Raw genomic sequence first — 16,842 nt, 5'->3', positions numbered from 1 at the left:
GAATGGCTGGCCAACAAAGTGTGAAGGTCACTGAAAAGGCCGGATGCCGTGATCGAGGAAGTAGCGTTCGATCACCTTCGGATCGGCGCTGCTATCGGCAATCGCCACATAGGTATCCGGCCGCAGCAGGTAAAACCCGTTGCGCCCCAACCCCGCCGTTTTGAACGCCGGGCGCCAGTCGAAGACGTGCAGCGGCAAGTGGTGTTCGGCGCACCAGGCGATCATCTCGTCGCTGGTGTCGCCATAGACATGCACCTGCCAGCATGGCTGCCGTAGCGGTTCGAAATTATCCCCTTCGCCATCATGCGCCCACGGCAAGCGGTCGCCGCCGTGCACGTGGCCGGCTTCACCCTGGCTCAGTGGCATGCCGCGATAGTTGAGGGTGACTTGCGAGACCGTGCGAAACAGGAATTCGCGGCTGGCTTCGAACCCGGCCATTTTCGGCAGCAGAAACGGCGCCACACGCATCCGTAGCAGATCGGCCATGCGACCCTGCGCGGTGACGAAACTGAAGACCTTGTCGGTGGTGGAGACTAGTCGGCGAGCGAAGGCGATGCGCTCGGTTTCGTAGGTGTCGAGCAGTTTCGGTTCGGCACCACCGCTGAGCACGGCGGCGAGCTTCCAGGCCAGATTGATTGCATCGCCAATGCCCGTGTTCATGCCCTGGCCACCGGCCGGACTGTGTACATGGGCGGCATCGCCGAGCAGAAACGCCCGGCCGTTGCGAAAGTGCTCGGCCACGCGGTGATGCACGCGGTAGGTGGAGAACCAGTGCACGTCTTCGATATGCACTTTCAGGTGTTCGATGGCGCGGCTGCTGACGTCGGCAAATTGCAGGGTTTCGGCACGCTCGGCGCGTTCGTCACGCACCGTGCCGATCAGTCGCGCGCGGCCTTCGCCGGCCAGTGGAAACACCGCGAGAAAATCCGCTTGGTCCAGGTCCAGATGCAACTCGCCATTGAGCGCCGGGCCGCTGGCCGTGATATCGGCGACGTAGAAAATCTGCTGATAGGTGCCGCCGGGGAAGTCGGTGTCGAGGGCTTTGCGCACCACCGAACGGGCGCCGTCGCAACCGGCCAGATAGCAGGCCTGACAGACTTCCTGCCGGCCATCGGGCAGGCGCAGGTGGGCGGTGAGGGTGTCGCCGGTTTCCTCGAAGCTGTCCAGTGCGGTATTGCGCTCCACACTGACGCCGTAATCTTCGAGGCGCTCGAGCAACAGCCGTTCGTGCTCGTCCTGCGGGAAAATCTCGACAAACGCGTAGGGCGTCAGGCCTTCGCCGATGCGCTTGAGGGGCAACTGCGCGACCGGTTTGCCGTTGACCCAGAAATTCGCCGCAGCGACCTGATGGCCGCGACGCACGATGGTGTCGGCGAGGTCGAGTTGGCGATACAGCTCAAGGGTGCGTGCCTGCACGGCCAGAGCGCGGGAAGTCGTGCCTGGCGCCGAGGTCTTGTCGATGATGCGCACGCGCACGCCGAGTTTGCTCAGCCACAGCGCCAGGACCAGACCGGTCGGGCCGGCGCCGATGATCAGCACGTCGCTGCGGTTCATGGGGCTGTCCTCCTGTGGCTGTGCAGCAAGTATGGATCAGGTCGCCAGTTCCGGCCTCTTCGCGAGCAGGCTCGCTCCCACAGGGGACGCATTCCAGTGTGGGAGCGAGCCTGCTCGCGAAGCGTCCGGTCAAGCACCACAAAAACCAGAAAGGCCCCGCAACCGTTAAGCTGCGGGGCCTTTTTTTACGACGCAATGACGCTTAGAAGTCGATCGTCCCCGACAACTTCGCCACTCGCGGTTCGCCCTGGGTCAGGTAGCCGCCCTGAGCCGATTCCCAGTACTTCTTGTTCGCCAGGTTCTCAACACCGAACCGCACGGTCACATCCTTCTCCGACACCTTGAACGCATAACGCGCGCCTGCATCGAAGCGGTTCCACGTCGGCAGGCTGAGGTTGTTTGCTGCGTCGGCGTATTGTCCGCCGGTGCGCAGCATCCGCGCGTTCAGCGCAACGCCTTGCAGGCCTGGCACGTCCCAATCCACGCCAGCGTTGAACTGGAAGGTCGGCACGCCGATGGCGTGGTTACCGTCGTTGGCGCCGTTGAGGGTGTTCTTCAGTTCGGTGTCCATCAGGGTCAGGCCGCTGATCAGGCGCAGGCCGTCGATCGGCTCGCCGAACACGTTCATCTCCACGCCTTTGTTGATCTGCTCGCCTTCGCGCACGTAGGTGCAGGTGGTGGCGCTGTTGATTTCGCAGTAGCCGTCGCTTGGCTGTTCGATGCGATAAACACCGAGGCTCGCGCCATAGGTGCCCATGTCGACTTTCACGCCCAGTTCGGTCTGCTTGGAGCGTTTCGGTGCGTAGACTTCGTTGCCGTTGGTGACGCGGAAACCGCCGGAGCTGGTCGGCGAAGTCGGGCCTTGGGCCAGGCCTTCGATATGGTTGGCGTAGAACGACACATGCTCCCACGGCTTGAACACGATGCCGTACACCGGAGTGGTGATCGATTCGTCGTAGCTCGACGAACGCGGGCCGCTGCCGTAGCTGGCGTAGCTGTAACCCTGCACCACCAGTTGCTGACGACGCAGACCGGCGGTGACCAGCAGGCGATCGTCGAAGAACCCGAGGGTGTCGGAAATCGCCACGCTGCGGTTGAAGGTCTTGCCGACGATGCCCGGATCGTTGAGATCGCCACCGGCGAAGTTGCCGACCGGCGCTGGGGTAGTGATCGGGTGATAGATGTTGTTGGAGTAGCGGGTCAGGTCGAAGTCATAAGCACTGCGCTGCTCGGCCCAGATCCCGGTCAGGCCGAAATTCAGCTTGTGGCTGACCGGGCCGGTGTTGAATTTACCGTTGAGGCCGGCCATCACGCTGGTGTTGTCCTCGTCATGCGGGACGAACGAGCCGGTGGTGAACGAGGCGCCGCTGTTGCCGACCAGCGTGGTCGAGTTATAGCGCCCGACTTCACGGGTGTGCTTGGCGCCACCGGCGGCGTAGGCGGTCCAGTTGTCGTTGAGGTCGTACTCGGCGCGGAGCATGCCGAAGGTGTCTTCGATGTCGGTGTAACCCCATTTCGGCGCGTAGTTGGTGTCCGCCGATGGCGCGTCCGGGATGTGCGTGGCGGTGCCGAGGTTGACCGAGCTGCGGCCACCGTTGACGCGTTCCTTCTGATAGGCAAAGTCACCGGAAACCCGTAGCGCGTCGCCGCGATAATCCAGGCCGATGGCGAACAGTTTCGAGCGCTGGTTCTCGTGATCGATGCCGGTGTCGCCCTCGCGTTGCGACAGGTTGACCCGCGCACCGAAGCGGTTGTCTTCACCGAAACGCTGGCCGATATCGAAGTGATGACCGATGCGGCCTTCGCTGTTGATGTCGGTGGTGTAACGGCGCAGCGGCACGTCGCCGGCACGCTTGGGTTGCAGGTTGACGCCGCCGCCGATGCCGGAGCCGGTCGGCGTTACGCCGTTGATGAAAGCGTTGGGGCCTTTGAACACTTCCACGCGCTCCAGCGCATCGGTGGAAATGATCTGCCGGGGCAACACGCCGTACAGGCCGTTATAGGAAATGTCGTCGCCATTGAGCGGCAGGCCGCGAATCATGAAGACCTGCGCCTGGTTGGAGAAGCCCGAGGCCTGGCGCACCGAGGAATCGTTGAGCAGTACATCGGCGACGTTTTCCGCCTGCTGATCCTGGATCAATTGCTCGGTGTAGGACGCCGCGCTGAACGGCACGTCCATCATGTCCTGATTGCCGAGCACGCCCAACTGGCCGCCGCGAGCCACCTGACCGCCAGCGTAGACCGGGGGCAGGGCGTTGGGTGTCGGGGCTTGGGCATTGACGTTGACGTCGTCGAGCATCAGCGCTTTGCTGTTGTCTTCAGCGGCGTGGGCGGTAACGGTCAGGGAGCACAGCAGGGCAAGCAAAGTCGGGCGAAATGGAGCGCCGAGTCGAGCTGAAGCGGGCATGTCGGATCCTGGAGGCGAGCGGCCAAAGAAAAATAAGGGCGGCGCGGAACTCCTTGCGCTAATGCGACTCCAGGCGCGAATGATAGGGTTTCGCAGTAACGTTTTGCAATCAGTTTGTCATCAGCGTGTTGGAGCTGCCGAAGGCTGCGATCTTTTGATTTTGATCTTGATCTGATCTGCAAAAAGCAAGATCAAAAGATCGCAGCCTGCGGCAGCTCCTACGGGGGTTGTGTATGGTGTTGTGGCTAATTTGATTGGATGGAGCAACATGCGATTACTCATTACTCTCGGCGCGGTGCTACTGCTCGCCGGTTGCGCCAGCCAGCGCAGCAACGAACCGGCGCCGCGTCCGCCGGCCGAAGTGAAGGCTGAAATCGTTCGGCTGTTGCCGGCGAAAACTGCCGACCGTCAGGGTTGGGCCACGGACATCTACGCCGCGTTCGCCGCGCAAGGCATCAACACCACCACGCAGAATCTGTGTTCGGTACTGGCCGTGGCCGAGCAGGAATCGACTTTCCAGGCCGACCCGACGGTGCCCGGGCTGGGCAAGATCGCCCGCGACGAAATCGACCGCCGCGCCGCCAAGGTGCACATCCCCAGCCTGCTGGTCAGCGGCGCTCTGCAAGTGCGCTCGCCCAACGGCAAGAGCTACAGCGAGCGTCTGAATGCGGCGCGCAGTGAAAAGGAACTGAGCGCGATTTTCGACGACTTCATCGGCATGGTGCCGATGGGCCGTACGCTGTTCGGCGGCTTCAACCCGGTGCACACCGGCGGGCCGATGCAGGTCAGCATCGAATTCGCCGAGGAGCACGCCAAGGATTATCCGTACACGGTGGACGGCACGATCCGCCGTGAAGTGTTCAGCCGGCGCGGCGGCATGTATTTCGGCATCGCCCATTTGCTCGGTTACCCGGTGAATTACCGCGAGCCGTTGTATCGTTTCGCCGATTTCAACGCCGGCTGGTACGCCAGTCGCAATGCCGCGTTTCAGAATGCGGTCAGCCGCGCGTCCGGCATCCCCCTGACCCTGGACGGCGACTTGATTCGTTACGACTCGATCATGCCCGGCAGTACCGAACTGGCGGTGCGCACCCTCGGCAAGTCGCTGGGCATGCGCAACCCGACGATTCGCGATCAACTGGAGAAGGGCAAAACCCTGGAATTCGAAGAGACCAGACTCTATCAGCGCGTGTTCGAACTGGCGGAGCGGGCCGAAGGCAAGGCGTTACCGCGCGCGGTATTGCCGGGGATTGTGCTGCAGAGTCCGAAGATCACCCGCAAACTCACCACAGCCTGGTTCGCCAAGCGCGTGGACGAGCGTTACAAGCGCTGCATGGCCAAGGCCGGATAAAACACGCAGACATAAAAAACCCGGCTGCGGGAGCCGGGTTTCTCTGCGGTGTTGCGCTTGCAGTCATGCATCAGGCAACACGGCGTTCGATCAGGCGATCCGAGCCACCTTCGGCAACACGGCGTTCGATCAGACGATCCGAGCCACCTTCGGCAACGCGGCGTTCGATCAGACGATCCGAACCGCCTTCAGCAACACGGCGTTCGATCAGACGATCCGAACCACCTTCAGCAACGCGGCGTTCGATCAGACGATCCGAACCACCTTCGGCAACGCGGCGCTCGATCAGACGATCCGAACCACCTTCGGCAACGCGGCGTTCGATCAGACGATCCGAACCACCTTCGGCAACGCGGCGCTCGATCAGACGATCCGAGCCACCTTCGGCAACGCGGCGTTCGATCAGACGATCGGAACCACCTTCGGCAACGCGGCGTTCGATCAGACGATCCGAACCGCCTTCAGCCAGACGGCTTTCGATCAGTTTGTCCGAGCCGCCTTCGGCGATCATGGTGTGCGCCGGGGTGGCGGCGAAAGCGTTAACTGCGAAAACCGAGAAAGCGATGCTGAGAAGAGTCTGGCGTTTCATGATGGTGTGCTCCGGGGTGTTGTTGGTTGGTATGGAGCTGATGTTACGCCCGGAATTTTTTATGAGAACTTCATTGCCGTGATGGTGAACATCGACGTCGATGATGGTTGCGGACAACCGCGTAGCAGAGCCTCAGAGCACCTTCACCGCACGCCCGATCGCCTGAATCGGCCCGGTCGGTTTGCCGATCGGTGAGCCATTGGCGCCTTCCAGGGTCAGCTCAAACAGCTGGTTGGGTTGCAACGGCGGCAACTTGTCCAGCGGCACCGACAACGCTTGCCCCGGTTTGACCAGTCCCAATGACACCGGTCCCGACCAGCCGTCAGCCTTGGTCCAGAACTCCAGCGCCTTGTCCGCCGGCACCTCGACCACGCCCAGCGGGATCAACTGAATCTCCCGCGCATTGCTCGCCTGAATCACCCAGCCCGGCGCCTTGTCCTGCGGCGCTACCAGCACCACCAGATAACTCGGTTTCGGCGCAGTCTGGGTCAGTAGCATCGCGCCCAAAATCAGCGTCGCAGCCAGGCCCGCCGCACTCAAACCGCGCCACAGTGGCAGCAGATTCCACCACGAGGTCAGCGGCTTCTTCACCGTCAGCCGTTCGAGACTGCGCTCGATACGTGGCCATAACTGCGCCGAGGGTTGCTGAGGTTCGGCCAGATCGGTCAGCTCCAGCAGACGTCGCTCCCATGCGTCGACTGCCGCGCGCAACTCAGGATCGTTCGGCAGCCGCCGTTGCACCTCGATGCGCTGCTCGAACGACAAGGTGCCGAGCACGTATTCGCCGGCCAGTTCATCCCGTTCCTGCGCTGATTCGCCGGTCATCCCATGCACTCCCGCAAAGCATTGAGGCTGCGCTTGATCCACGCTTTGACCGTGCCCAGCGGCGTGCCGAGGCGCGCGGAAATCTGCGCGTGGCTGTAACCGTCGACGTAGGCATGGAGGATGCAGCTGCGCCGCTGCGGTTCCAGTTGTTCGAGGCAGCGATGAATGCGCGCCGAGTGAATATCGGCCAGCTCATCAGGCGCCGCTGCCTCATGTTCTTCGCTGAACGGCGTTTCCCGACTTTGCTTGCGCAACTGATTCAAGGCAAGGTGCCGGGTCACGCTGAACATCCAGCCCCGCGCCGAGCCGCGCGCCGGGTCGAACCCGGCCGCGCCGTGCCAGATCTTGATGAATGCCTCATGCACAATGTCCTCCGCCAGCGCCGTATCGCGCACCAGCCGCTTGGCCACACCGAGCAGGCGCGGGCCTTCCTGCACATACAAATCGCGCAAAGCCGCGCGCTCGCCTCGGGCACAGGCGGCGAGGCGGGCTTCGTAATCGAAAACGGATTCGGGTAAAGGCATGGGGTGCAATCTAGCTCACATTTCCCAAACATCCAGAGGCATGGTTCCCTGTGGGAGCGAGCTTGCTCGCGAATGCGGTGGGTCAGAAAGTAATAAGGCGACTGACACTCCGTCTTCGCGAGCAGGCTCGCTCCCACAGGATTGTGCACTGCTTCCGGATATCAGTTCGCCGCCCAGAAAATATAATCCGCTTGGTACTTCACCACTTCCTGCTTGCCCTTGTTCGCCATGGTGCACTCACTGCCCGGCGCGACGCCGCCCTTGAGCGCAACACGCTGGATATAGCTGACCCCGGTCATCGCGCCTTTGCCCTCGGCCGGATTGGCCTTGACCAGTTGATAAGGCAGGTTGCCCGGGCTCGACGGTGCCACGGCGAGTTGCGTGCCGGTGACTTTCGAACCGTCCTTGGCTTGCCACGTCGCTGGCGGGCCGAAATAGGTGCCGACCTGTTTGCCGCTGCGATCATTGAGCACCGCTTTCGGGCCGACAAAGGTCCATTCGGTCTGCCCGGCCATATTGGGTTTGTCGCGGCATTCGTAGGTGATCTCGCCAACCCCGGTGGTTTCCAGGGCAATCTTGTGCCCGTCCGGCACCTTGATCGCGTCGGGATAACTGCTCTGGGCGAAGGTGGTCGCGGTGAAGGCGAGCAAACCGGTGAAGCCAATCAGCTGGGTGATGTTCATCCGATGATTCTCCGAAAAGGGTAGGGCGCTTACAGCACCAGAGTGGGCTGTTACAGGGACTACCCGTGACGGAGGCGATTGGATGCAGTGCCGGAAAAATAAATTTCAAACACCACCTATCAAACCTGTGGGAGCGAGCCTGCTCGCGAAAGCGTCGGGCCAGCCAGCACTTATGTGACTGATGCACCGCATTCGCGAGCAGGCTCGCTCCCACAAGGTTCTTCATCAGGCTTCAGGCCGGAGGCTTTCAGGAGTTCCTGGGTATACGGATGTTGCGGCGCAGCGAAAATCTCCCGCGACGACCCTTGTTCAACCACCTTGCCATCCTTGATCACCATCAAGTCATGCGCCAGCGCATGTACCACCGCCAGATCATGGCTGATGAACAGATAGGTCAGCCCATGCCTGATCTGCAACTGGCGCAACAATTCCACCACTTGCTTCTGCACCGTGCGATCCAGCGCCGACGTCGGTTCGTCGAGCAGGATCAGCGCCGGTTCCAGCACCAGTACGCGGGCGATGGAGATGCGCTGGCGCTGGCCGCCGGAAAACTCGTGGGGGTAACGATGGCGGCTTTGCGGATCGAGGCCGACTTCCTCGAGCACGCGAATCACCGCTGCCTCGCGCTCGGCCTCGCTGCCGATGCCATGGGTCAGCAAGCCTTCGGCGATGATCTGCTGCACCGACATGCGCGGGCTGAGGCTGCCGAACGGGTCCTGAAACACCACCTGAATCTGCCGGCGCAACGGGCGCATCAGACGCTGATTGAGCAGGCTCAACTGCTTGTTGCCGAAACGGATATTGCCCTCTGATTCGACCAGTCGCAGGATCGCCTGGCCCAGCGTCGACTTGCCCGACCCCGACTCGCCGACAATCCCCAGAGTCTTGCCGCGTTGCAGGGTGAAACTGACGCCGTCCACCGCTTTGATGTAATCCTGCTGGCGGCTGAAGAGTTTTTTCGGCAGGGCAAACCACACCTTCAAATCATCGACTTCCAGCAGGTTGTGCTCGTACTTACTTGGCACTGGCGCGCCGCTCGGTTCCGCTTCGATCAACAACCGGCTATAGGGGTGTTGCGGCGCTTGGAACAGCGTCTCGCAATCGGCCTGTTCAACGATCTCGCCCTGACGCATTACGCACACGCGCTGAGCGATCCGGCGTACCAGATTGAGGTCGTGGCTGATCAGCAACAGCGACATGCCCAGGCGCTGCTGCAACTCGATCAGCAGCTCAAGAATCTTCTTCTGTACGGTCACGTCCAGCGCCGTGGTCGGTTCATCGGCAATCAACAGTTCCGGCTCGTTGGCCAGCGCCATGGCGATCATTACCCGTTGCCGCTGACCACCGGAAAGCTGATGCGGATAGGCTTTGAGTCGCTGCAACGGCTGGCGAATACCCACCAGCTCGAGCAGCTCCAGCGTCCGCGCGCGGGCGGCGCGGCCTTTGAGGCCCTTGTGGATTTCCAACACTTCGCTGATCTGTTTTTCCACCGTGTGCAACGGGTTCAGCGAGGTCATCGGCTCCTGGAAAATCATCGCAATGCGATTGCCGCGCAAACCACGCATCTGCTGTTCGCTGGCGTGCAGCAAATCCACGCCGTTGTAGCGAATCGCGCCGCTGCTGCTGACGTTCTTGCCCGGCAACAAACGCAGAATCGAATGCGCCGTCACCGACTTGCCCGAGCCGGACTCGCCGACCAGCGCCAGACACTCGCCACGGCGAATATCGAGGTTCACACCGTGCACCACTTCCTGCCCGGCGAAGGCGACGCGCAGGTCGCGGATCTCGATTAAATGGTCTTGCATGTCAGCTCCTTGGATCAAAGGCATCTCGGCACGCTTCACCGATGAAAACCAACAAAGACAGGATCAGCGCCAGGGCAAAAAACGCCGTCAGCCCCAGCCACGGTGCTTGCAGATTGCGTTTGGCCTGGCCGATCAACTCGCCCAGCGACGCGGTGCCGGCGGGCATGCCGAAGCCGAGAAAATCCAGCGCGGTCAGGGTGGCGATGGCGCCGGTGAGAATGAACGGCAGGTAGGTGAGGGTGGAGGTCATGGCGTTGGGCAGGATGTGCCGGCACATCAGTTCGTTGTCAGTCAGGCCCAGCGCTCGCGCGGCTTTGACGTACTCGAGATTGCGCCCCCGCAGGAACTCGGCGCGCACCACATCGACCAGCGCCAGCCAGGAAAACAGCGCCATGATCCCCAGCAGCCACCAGAAACTCGGCGAGACGAAGCCGGACAGGATGATCAGCAGGTACAGCACCGGCAGCCCCGACCAGATTTCCAGTACGCGCTGCCCGAGCAAGTCGACCCAGCCGCCGTAGTAGCCCTGCAAGGCCCCGGCGAGAATGCCGATCAACGCGCTGATGGCGGTGAGGATCAGCGCGAACAGAATCGAGATCCGCGTGCCGAAAATCACCCGCGCCAGAACATCGCGAGCCTGATCATCGGTGCCCAGCCAATTGCTTGATGACGGCGGGCTGGGCGCCGGTTCGGTGAGGTCGTAGTTGACCGTGTCGTAACTGAACGGGATCGGCGGAAACAGCATCCAGCCGCCCTGATCCTCGATCAGTCTGTGTACGTAGTTGCTGGCGTAATCCGGCTGAAACGGCAACTCGCCGCCGAAATCGGTTTCCAGATAATCGCTGAGGATCGGAAAGTAGAAGGCGTCGTGGTAGCGGATCACCAGCGGCTTGTCATTGGCGATCAGCTCGCCACCGAGGCAGATCAGGCACAGTCCGATAAACAGCCACAGTGACCAGCGCCCACGGCGGTTGGCCTTGAATTGCGCGACGCGGCGCTGGCCCAGAGGCGACAGTGTGAACATCAGGCAGTCCTCGCCGAGAAATCGATGCGCGGGTCGAGCAGGGTGTAGCAGAGGTCGCCGATCAGCTTGATCAGCAGGCCGAACAGGGTGAACAGAAACAGCGCGCCGAACACCACCGGATAGTCACGCGACACCGCCGCTTCGTAGCTCATGCGCCCGAGGCCGTCGAGGTTGAAGATGGTTTCGATCAGCAGGGAGCCGGCGAAAAACACTTCGATCAGCGCCGACGGCACGCCGGCCACCACCAGCAGCATGGCGTTGCGAAACACGTGGCCGTACAGCACGCGCGGCTCGGACAGGCCCTTGGCTCGTGCGGTGATCACGTACTGCCGGCTGATCTCGTTGAGAAAGCTGTTTTTGGTCAGGATCGTCAGCGTGGCAAAGCCGCCGATCACCAGCGCCGTGACCGGCAGTACGAGGTGCCAGAGGTAGTCGCCGACCTTGCCCAATGTGCTGAGGCTGTCGAAGTTGTCCGACACCAATCCCTGCACCGGAAACCAGTTGACGTAGCTGCCCCCGGCGAACACCACGATCAACAGAATGGCGAAGAGAAACGCTGGCATCGCATAGCCAACGATGATCGCCGTGCTGCTCCAGACATCGAAGGCGCTGCCGTTCCTGATCGCCTTGCGAATGCCCAGCGGAATCGAAATCAGGTAGGTGATCAGCGTCGCCCACAAGCCCAGCGACAGCGACACTGGCAGCTTCTGCACGATCAGGTCGGTGACCTTGGCGCCGCGAAAGAAGCTGTTGCCCAGATCCAGTTGTGCGTAGTTTTTCAGCAGCAGCCACAGGCGTTCGTGCAGCGGTTTGTCGAAGCCGTAATGGTGTTTGATTTCCTCGATCAGCGCCGGGTCCAGCCCACGGCTGCTGCGCCCGGCACCGCCGACCGCCGCGACTTCGCCGCCACCGCCCATGCTGTGCCCGCCAAAGCCTTGCAGGCGAGCGATGGCTTGTTCCACCGGGCCACCGGGTGCGGCCTGCACGATAAGAAAATTCACCACCAGAATGCACAACAGCGTGGGGATGATCAGCAGCAAACGGCGACTCAGATAACGCAGCATGTCACTGGCCTCCCGCAAGCTGAGCGCTCATTTGCTGAGTCGTCAGCGGCCTGGCCGAGACTTCCCACCAGGTGTTGAGACCTTCGTCATACGAAGGTTGCACGGCGGGTATGCCGAAGCGGTTCTGATACACCGTCGGCGTGCCTTTGGAGTAGTAGTTGGGAATCATGTAGTAACCCCATTGCAGCACCCGGTCGAGGGCGCGGGCGTAATGCACCATGGCTTCGCGGTTGTTGGCCTGGACCAGCCCGTCAATCAGTTGATCGATTGCCGGATCGGCCAGCACCATCGCGTTCGAGCTGCCGACTTGCGTGGCACTTTGCGAGCCGTACAGGCTGTACAACTCGCGGCCCGGGGACACGATCGGATCGCCACTGCGCGGGAAAGCGCAGACGATCATGTCGTAATCGCGGGCGTTGAGACGGTTGATGTATTGCGCCGAATCGATGCGGCGCAGATTGAGCGTGATGCCGATCTGCGCGAGGGTGCGTTTGAACGGCAGCAGCATGCGATCGAAGCCGCCCTGGCCATCGAGAAAGGTGAATTCCAGCGGCTCGCCGGCGGCGTTGACCAGACGATTGTTTTTCGCCGTCCAACCGGCTTCGGCGAGCAGCTTCAGCGCTTGCAGTTGCTTGTCGCGGATGTAGCCGCTGCCATCGGTTTTCGGCGCTTCATAGACCGTGGTGAACACCTCGTCAGGGACCTTGCCGCGCAGCGGTTCGAGGATCTTCAATTCCTCGGCATCGGGCAGGTCGCTGGCGGCCATTTCACTCTTGGGCCAGAAGCTGTTCTGACGCACGTAGAAGCCGCGCATCATCTGTTTGTTGGTCCACTCGAAATCCCAGAGCAGGCTGATCGCCTGACGCACGCGGCGATCCTTGAAGAACGGGTTCTGCAGGTTGAACACGAAGCCCTGAGCGGCGGTGGGTTTGTCCGGGGCGAGGATCGACTGTTGCAAACGACCGTCGCGCAATGCCGGGCTGTCATAGCCGACCACATAACCGGACGAGGAGAACTCGCGGTTGTAGTCGAACGCGCCGGCCTGCAACAGCTGGCGGGCGACGTCGGTGTCGCCGTAGAAATTCACCGTCAGGCTGTCGAAGTTGTACATGCCGCGACTGACCGGCAGGTCCTTGCCCCACCAGTCCGGGTCACGCTGGAAACTGATGCTGCGCCCGGCGTCGACCTTGCTCACCCGGTACGGGCCGCTGCCCAGCGGTGGCTCGAAGCCGCCGCCGTTGGCGAAGTCGCGGGTTTTCCACCAGTGCTCGGGCAGCACGCGCATCGTCGCCAGATCCAGCGCGAGGGTGCGATTGAGGTTGTTCTTGAAGGTGAAACGGACCTGCCGTGGACCTTCGACCAGCACGTCCTGCACGTCGGCGTATTGCTGGCGGTAACTCAGGCTGCCCTTGGTCATCAGCAGGTTGAAGGTGTAGCGCACGTCTTCGGCGGTGATCGGCGTGCCGTCGGCAAAGCGTGCCTTGGGGTTGAGGGTGAAGCGCACCCACAAACCTTCGGGATCGCGCTCGATCTGCTGCGCGACCAGAGCGTAAACCGTGTAGGGCTCGTCCAGCGAGCGGAACGCCAGCGGCGCGTATACCCAGTCATTGACCTGCACCACCGAAATGCCCTGATCGGCATACGGCGTGATGTAGTTGTACTGACCGATCTCCATCGACGCACGGCTGAGCGAACCGCCCTTGGGCGCGTCAGGGTTAACAAAATCGAAATGCTTGAAGCCGGCCGGATACTTCGGCGCCTCGCCGTACACCGTCAGCGCATAACTGCCGCCGGCCAGCGCCGAAGTGCCGAAGCACAGCAGCGCACTGCCGAGCAGCAGGCCAGCCATGTTGCGCAAGAAACTCATGAAGTCACTCCTGAAAATCCCTGAAAGTCCACGGACCCAATGTGGGAGCGAGCCCTTGTGGCGAGGGGATTTATCCCCGATCGGCTGCGCAGCAGTCGCAAGATCAATGCATGCGGTACTTCTGATGCTCCGCGTCGGCAGGTCTTGGGGGCGCTTCGCACCCCATCGGGGATAAATCCCCTCACCACAAAGGCTCGCTCCCACAGGGGGAGATGTGTTCTGTTTCCGGTTAGAAGTGGTAAGTCATGCGCGCAAACAATGTCCGGCCCAGCGGGTCGGTGTAGCGCGGGTCATAGCCGCTCTGGAAGTTGTAGGCCTGGTTGGAGAACGGCGGGTTGCGGTCGAAAACGTTCTTCATTCCGGCATCAACGTCGAGCACTTTGTTGAAGGTGTAACCGGCCGACAGATCCCACACCGAATACGACGCCACCCGCGCGTGCGTCTCGCGGTCGTAATCGTTGTAACCGGTGGTGAAGCGGTTGGTCAGCGCTGCTCGCGCCGCACCCAGACTCCAGCTGCCGGTGAGGTTGTGCTTCCAGCGCGCGATCACGCCGTCACCCTGAAAGTCGCCGACCTTGTCGGTGAACGGGCCTTTGATGGTGCTCTGGAAGTCGTACTCGTCGACATAGGTGCCTTGCAGGCCGAGGCCGAACTGACCGTAAGGCGTGTTCGGGAAGCGATAGTCGAGCGACACATCGACACCATTGGTTTCGACGATGCCGAGGTTGGCGTTGCCGGTGACGATGTAGTTGAGCGTGCCGTCGGCGTTGCGCACGAAGCGGTCCGGATAGGAGCCGGCCTGATCGAACACGGTGGATTCCGGGAACGGCTGGATCTGGTTGGAGATGTGAATCCACCAGAAATCCAGACCCACCGACAGATTGCTGATCGGCTGGTAGACGAAGCCCAACGTCACGTTGCGCGCCTTCTCCGGGGCCAGATCCTCGTTGCCGCCAATCTGGTTGAGGAATTGCTGACCGCAATCGCGCCCGCCGTTACCGCCCGGTTGCACCACACCGCCGGTACACAGCACGGGATCGTTGTAGAAACCCTGGGTGAAGGTGATGCTGCGCGGCGAATACAGCTCGTACAGCGATGGCGCGCGGAAACCTTCGCTGTAGGCACCACGCACCACCAGCTCTTTGATCGGCTGATAACGGAACGAATATTTCGGGTTGGTGGTGCTGCCGAAGTCGCTGTATTTGTCGTGGCGCACAGCGGCGGACAGTTCGAGGCTGTCGAGCACCGGCACGTTGAGTTCGGCATAGGCGGCCTTGACGCTGCGGTCGCCCTCGACGCTGCCGGCCGGGTCGATGCCGAGGCTCTGGATGTCGCCGGCGAACGACTCGAAGTCCTGATGGAATTTCTCCTTGCGGTACTCGCCGCCCAGAGCCAGACCGGACGGACCTGCGCCGAACCAGTCGCCGATTTCACGGCTGACGCGACCATCGAACCCGGCCACGCGACCCACGGCTGTGGAGTAGGCGCCGTGGTACGCGGCGGCATCGATGTACTGCTGGCCGGCAGCGGTCTGCGGGCCGAACGGGTTGAGCAAACCGCTGGCCAGCCCGTCAATCATCGCCTGATCGCTGACATAGCCACTGGTGACGCTGGAGACGATTTTGTTCTGGTTGTACGAGGCGCCGACGTTGTAATCCCAGCCGCCAACCAGACCATCGAAGCTCAGCAGAAAGCGCTGGCTGGTGTTCTGGTCTTTCGATTCACGCGGGCCGGCAGCGGTTTCACGCCAGTTCACATCGACCGGCTGCGTCGGGTCGAGGGCGAAATCGGTCGGCGCCGGGGTGATGCCGTTGCCGGGGTAGTAGGGCGACGAAGCGTCAAGGCTCAGACCGGTCAGTGGCGCCGGGCCGACGGCGACGGCGTTGTTGTTGCGCGACCAGAAATATTCAAGGTTGGCGTTGTGATCATCGCCGAGCTTGGCAGTGGTCTTGCCGAAGAACGAGGTCTTCTCGGTCTGTGGCACCAGATCGATGTATTCACGGGTGCTGAAGCGGCACAAGCCGTCGCGGGCGATCAGGTTGGGGCCGTTGCAATTGCTGTTGGCCAACGGGTTGGTGGCGTTGCCGTTCTGGCTGTAGTTGCCGGGGAACGCGGTGCCGGAAGTCTGATCGAGACCGCGACCGGGCGCATAGTCGGTGGCGAAGGAGCGGTCGTTGGCGTCGAGGTTCTGCTGCTTGTTGTAGTTGAACACGCCGAGGACGTTGAAGCGGTCTTCTTCGAGATCGCCGTAGCCCCAACTGGCGCTCATGTCTTTGGTCGCGCCGCCACCGCTGTGGGTCGGCGTTTCGCCGCCCAGGGTCAGGGCGCCATCGGTGAGAGATTTTTTGGTGATGAAGTTGATCACACCGCCGATGGCGTCGGTGCCGTACAGGGCCGAGGCGCCGTCGCGCAGCACTTCCACGCGTTCGATGGCGGCAAACGGGATCATGTTCAGATCCACCGCGCCGCCGGCCGAGTTGGTCCCCGACAGGGCGTTATTGGCCAGGCGTCGACCGTTGAGCAGCACCAGCGTTTTGTTCGCGCCGATGCCGCGCATGTCGGCAAACGACGCACCGCCAGTGGCCGCGCCGACGGAGCCGGCGCTGTTGTTGATCGACTGGCTGCCGGTGATGCGCTGCACCAGTTCGGCGGTGGTGGTCACGCCCTGTTTGCGCAGCTCGTCAGCCTTGAGGATGGTGATCGGCACCGCCGTTTCCGCATCGACCCGGCGAATCGCCGAACCGGTCACTTCGACCCGTTGCAGTTGCGTGGTCGGCGCCGCCACGACAGCGGCTGCCGGCGTGGCACTGTTGTCGTCCTCGGCCGCTTGCACGGTCCCGGCGCCCATCCCCATGGCCACCAGATACAGCGGAACGAAACGGTGGCGAGACATCGTTGCCACCAAAGGTTTGAGCGTGAAGCGTGGAGTGTTCATCAGCATGGTTGTTTCCGATTTTCAGACGTTATCGAATTGGCCTTGTGAGCCGCTCATTGCTCCGCTTCCGGTGATACCGCGCGCGGAAAACCACTTTCTTCAAGCAAGCCGATCCCCTCCGAAGACGCGGGGCGTTTTTTCGGTCGGCCGGGTGCGACGGGATTTCTTTTTTTCAGCGGCGCCGGGCGGGTTTTTCAACACCCATCCGGCACCG

The 16,842-nt window shown here is 62.0% G+C and carries 12 protein-coding genes; 1 reads left to right on the top strand and 11 read right to left on the bottom strand.

Annotated features, from left to right (window positions below; all coding sequences use genetic code 11):
• Positions 1-27 precede the first annotated feature (27 nt).
• Together NF676_RS17580 and NF676_RS17575 are read right to left on the bottom strand one after the other, a co-directional pair.
• Entirely contained in the window at positions 28-1,554 is a 1,527-nt protein-coding gene (locus tag NF676_RS17580; RefSeq protein WP_252876610.1) for an FAD-dependent oxidoreductase, read from the bottom strand.
• A gap of 202 nt (positions 1,555-1,756) precedes the next feature.
• A complete protein-coding gene (locus NF676_RS17575) occupies positions 1,757-3,961 on the bottom strand; it encodes a TonB-dependent receptor (RefSeq protein WP_252886471.1) in 2,205 nt (734 codons plus the stop codon).
• Between the two features lie 268 nt (positions 3,962-4,229).
• Between NF676_RS17575 and NF676_RS17570 the strand changes: the two genes are divergently transcribed.
• The gene (locus NF676_RS17570; RefSeq protein ID WP_150741206.1) at positions 4,230-5,312 is read left to right on the top strand and encodes a DUF1615 domain-containing protein; all 1,083 of its coding nucleotides are present in this window, start codon (positions 4,230-4,232) and stop codon (positions 5,310-5,312) included.
• Positions 5,313-5,382: 70 nt separating this feature from the next.
• Here NF676_RS17570 and NF676_RS17565 read toward each other — a convergent pair whose 3' ends face one another.
• The 9 genes from NF676_RS17565 to NF676_RS17525 all read right to left on the bottom strand — a co-directional run bounded on the left by NF676_RS17565 (position 5,383) and on the right by NF676_RS17525 (position 16,634).
• Positions 5,383-5,901, bottom strand: coding sequence for a phage infection protein (locus NF676_RS17565; protein WP_217862971.1), 519 nt, complete (start codon positions 5,899-5,901; stop codon positions 5,383-5,385).
• A gap of 132 nt (positions 5,902-6,033) precedes the next feature.
• Positions 6,034-6,726 (bottom strand): anti-sigma factor, encoded by a 693-nt coding sequence (locus NF676_RS17560; protein WP_150741205.1) that lies wholly within the window; start codon positions 6,724-6,726, stop codon positions 6,034-6,036.
• Complete coding sequence (locus NF676_RS17555) at positions 6,723-7,250, bottom strand: sigma-70 family RNA polymerase sigma factor (RefSeq protein ID WP_252878565.1); 528 nt, start codon at positions 7,248-7,250, stop codon at positions 6,723-6,725. Before NF676_RS17555 ends, NF676_RS17560 begins: the two co-directional genes overlap by 4 nt.
• 161 nt (positions 7,251-7,411) lie before the next feature.
• Positions 7,412-7,933 (bottom strand): DUF3455 domain-containing protein, encoded by a 522-nt coding sequence (locus tag NF676_RS17550; protein WP_016775383.1) that lies wholly within the window; start codon positions 7,931-7,933, stop codon positions 7,412-7,414.
• 170 nt (positions 7,934-8,103) lie between these two features.
• Positions 8,104-9,738 (bottom strand): ABC transporter ATP-binding protein, encoded by a 1,635-nt coding sequence (locus NF676_RS17545; RefSeq protein WP_252886470.1) that lies wholly within the window; start codon positions 9,736-9,738, stop codon positions 8,104-8,106.
• 1 nt (position 9,739) lies between these two features.
• Positions 9,740-10,762: an ABC transporter permease gene (locus NF676_RS17540; protein ID WP_252886469.1), complete on the bottom strand. Its 1,023-nt coding sequence runs from the start codon at positions 10,760-10,762 to the stop codon at positions 9,740-9,742.
• Positions 10,762-11,826 carry a microcin C ABC transporter permease YejB gene (locus tag NF676_RS17535; RefSeq protein ID WP_252886468.1) on the bottom strand — a complete coding sequence of 355 codons (1,065 nt, stop codon included), beginning with the start codon at positions 11,824-11,826 and terminating at the stop codon, positions 10,762-10,764. The genes NF676_RS17540 and NF676_RS17535 overlap by 1 nt, the downstream gene beginning before the upstream one ends.
• A gap of 1 nt (position 11,827) precedes the next feature.
• On the bottom strand, positions 11,828-13,693 hold the full coding sequence (locus NF676_RS17530; protein ID WP_252886467.1) for an extracellular solute-binding protein: 1,866 nt from the start codon (positions 13,691-13,693) through the stop codon (positions 11,828-11,830).
• 229 nt (positions 13,694-13,922) lie between these two features.
• Entirely contained in the window at positions 13,923-16,634 is a 2,712-nt protein-coding gene (locus NF676_RS17525; protein ID WP_252886466.1) for a TonB-dependent receptor, read from the bottom strand.
• Positions 16,635-16,842: the final 208 nt, after the last annotated feature.

This window comes from Pseudomonas siliginis (assembly GCF_024072275.1).
GTDB classification, from domain to species: domain Bacteria; phylum Pseudomonadota; class Gammaproteobacteria; order Pseudomonadales; family Pseudomonadaceae; genus Aquipseudomonas; species Aquipseudomonas siliginis.
The sequence above is the reverse complement of the archived record's forward strand: the minus strand, read 5'-3'. Positions and strand labels throughout refer to the sequence as shown.

What these genes read in the sequence shown, in the direction of transcription:
- NF676_RS17570 (WP_150741206.1), top strand. Translation starts at nt 4,230, where the DNA reads ATGCGATTACTCATTACTCTCGGCGCGGTGCTACTGCTCGCCGGTTGC.
- NF676_RS17560 (WP_150741205.1), bottom strand. Translation starts at nt 6,726, where the DNA reads ATGACCGGCGAATCAGCGCAGGAACGGGATGAACTGGCCGGCGAATAC.
- NF676_RS17575 (WP_252886471.1), bottom strand. Translation starts at nt 3,961, where the DNA reads ATGCCCGCTTCAGCTCGACTCGGCGCTCCATTTCGCCCGACTTTGCTT.
- NF676_RS17540 (WP_252886469.1), bottom strand. Translation starts at nt 10,762, where the DNA reads ATGTTCACACTGTCGCCTCTGGGCCAGCGCCGCGTCGCGCAATTCAAG.
- NF676_RS17535 (WP_252886468.1), bottom strand. Translation starts at nt 11,826, where the DNA reads ATGCTGCGTTATCTGAGTCGCCGTTTGCTGCTGATCATCCCCACGCTG.
- NF676_RS17555 (WP_252878565.1), bottom strand. Translation starts at nt 7,250, where the DNA reads ATGCCTTTACCCGAATCCGTTTTCGATTACGAAGCCCGCCTCGCCGCC.
- NF676_RS17580 (WP_252876610.1), bottom strand. Translation starts at nt 1,554, where the DNA reads ATGAACCGCAGCGACGTGCTGATCATCGGCGCCGGCCCGACCGGTCTG.
- NF676_RS17550 (WP_016775383.1), bottom strand. Translation starts at nt 7,933, where the DNA reads ATGAACATCACCCAGCTGATTGGCTTCACCGGTTTGCTCGCCTTCACC.
- NF676_RS17545 (WP_252886470.1), bottom strand. Translation starts at nt 9,738, where the DNA reads ATGCAAGACCATTTAATCGAGATCCGCGACCTGCGCGTCGCCTTCGCC.
- NF676_RS17525 (WP_252886466.1), bottom strand. Translation starts at nt 16,634, where the DNA reads ATGCTGATGAACACTCCACGCTTCACGCTCAAACCTTTGGTGGCAACG.
- NF676_RS17530 (WP_252886467.1), bottom strand. Translation starts at nt 13,693, where the DNA reads ATGAGTTTCTTGCGCAACATGGCTGGCCTGCTGCTCGGCAGTGCGCTG.
- NF676_RS17565 (WP_217862971.1), bottom strand. Translation starts at nt 5,901, where the DNA reads ATGAAACGCCAGACTCTTCTCAGCATCGCTTTCTCGGTTTTCGCAGTT.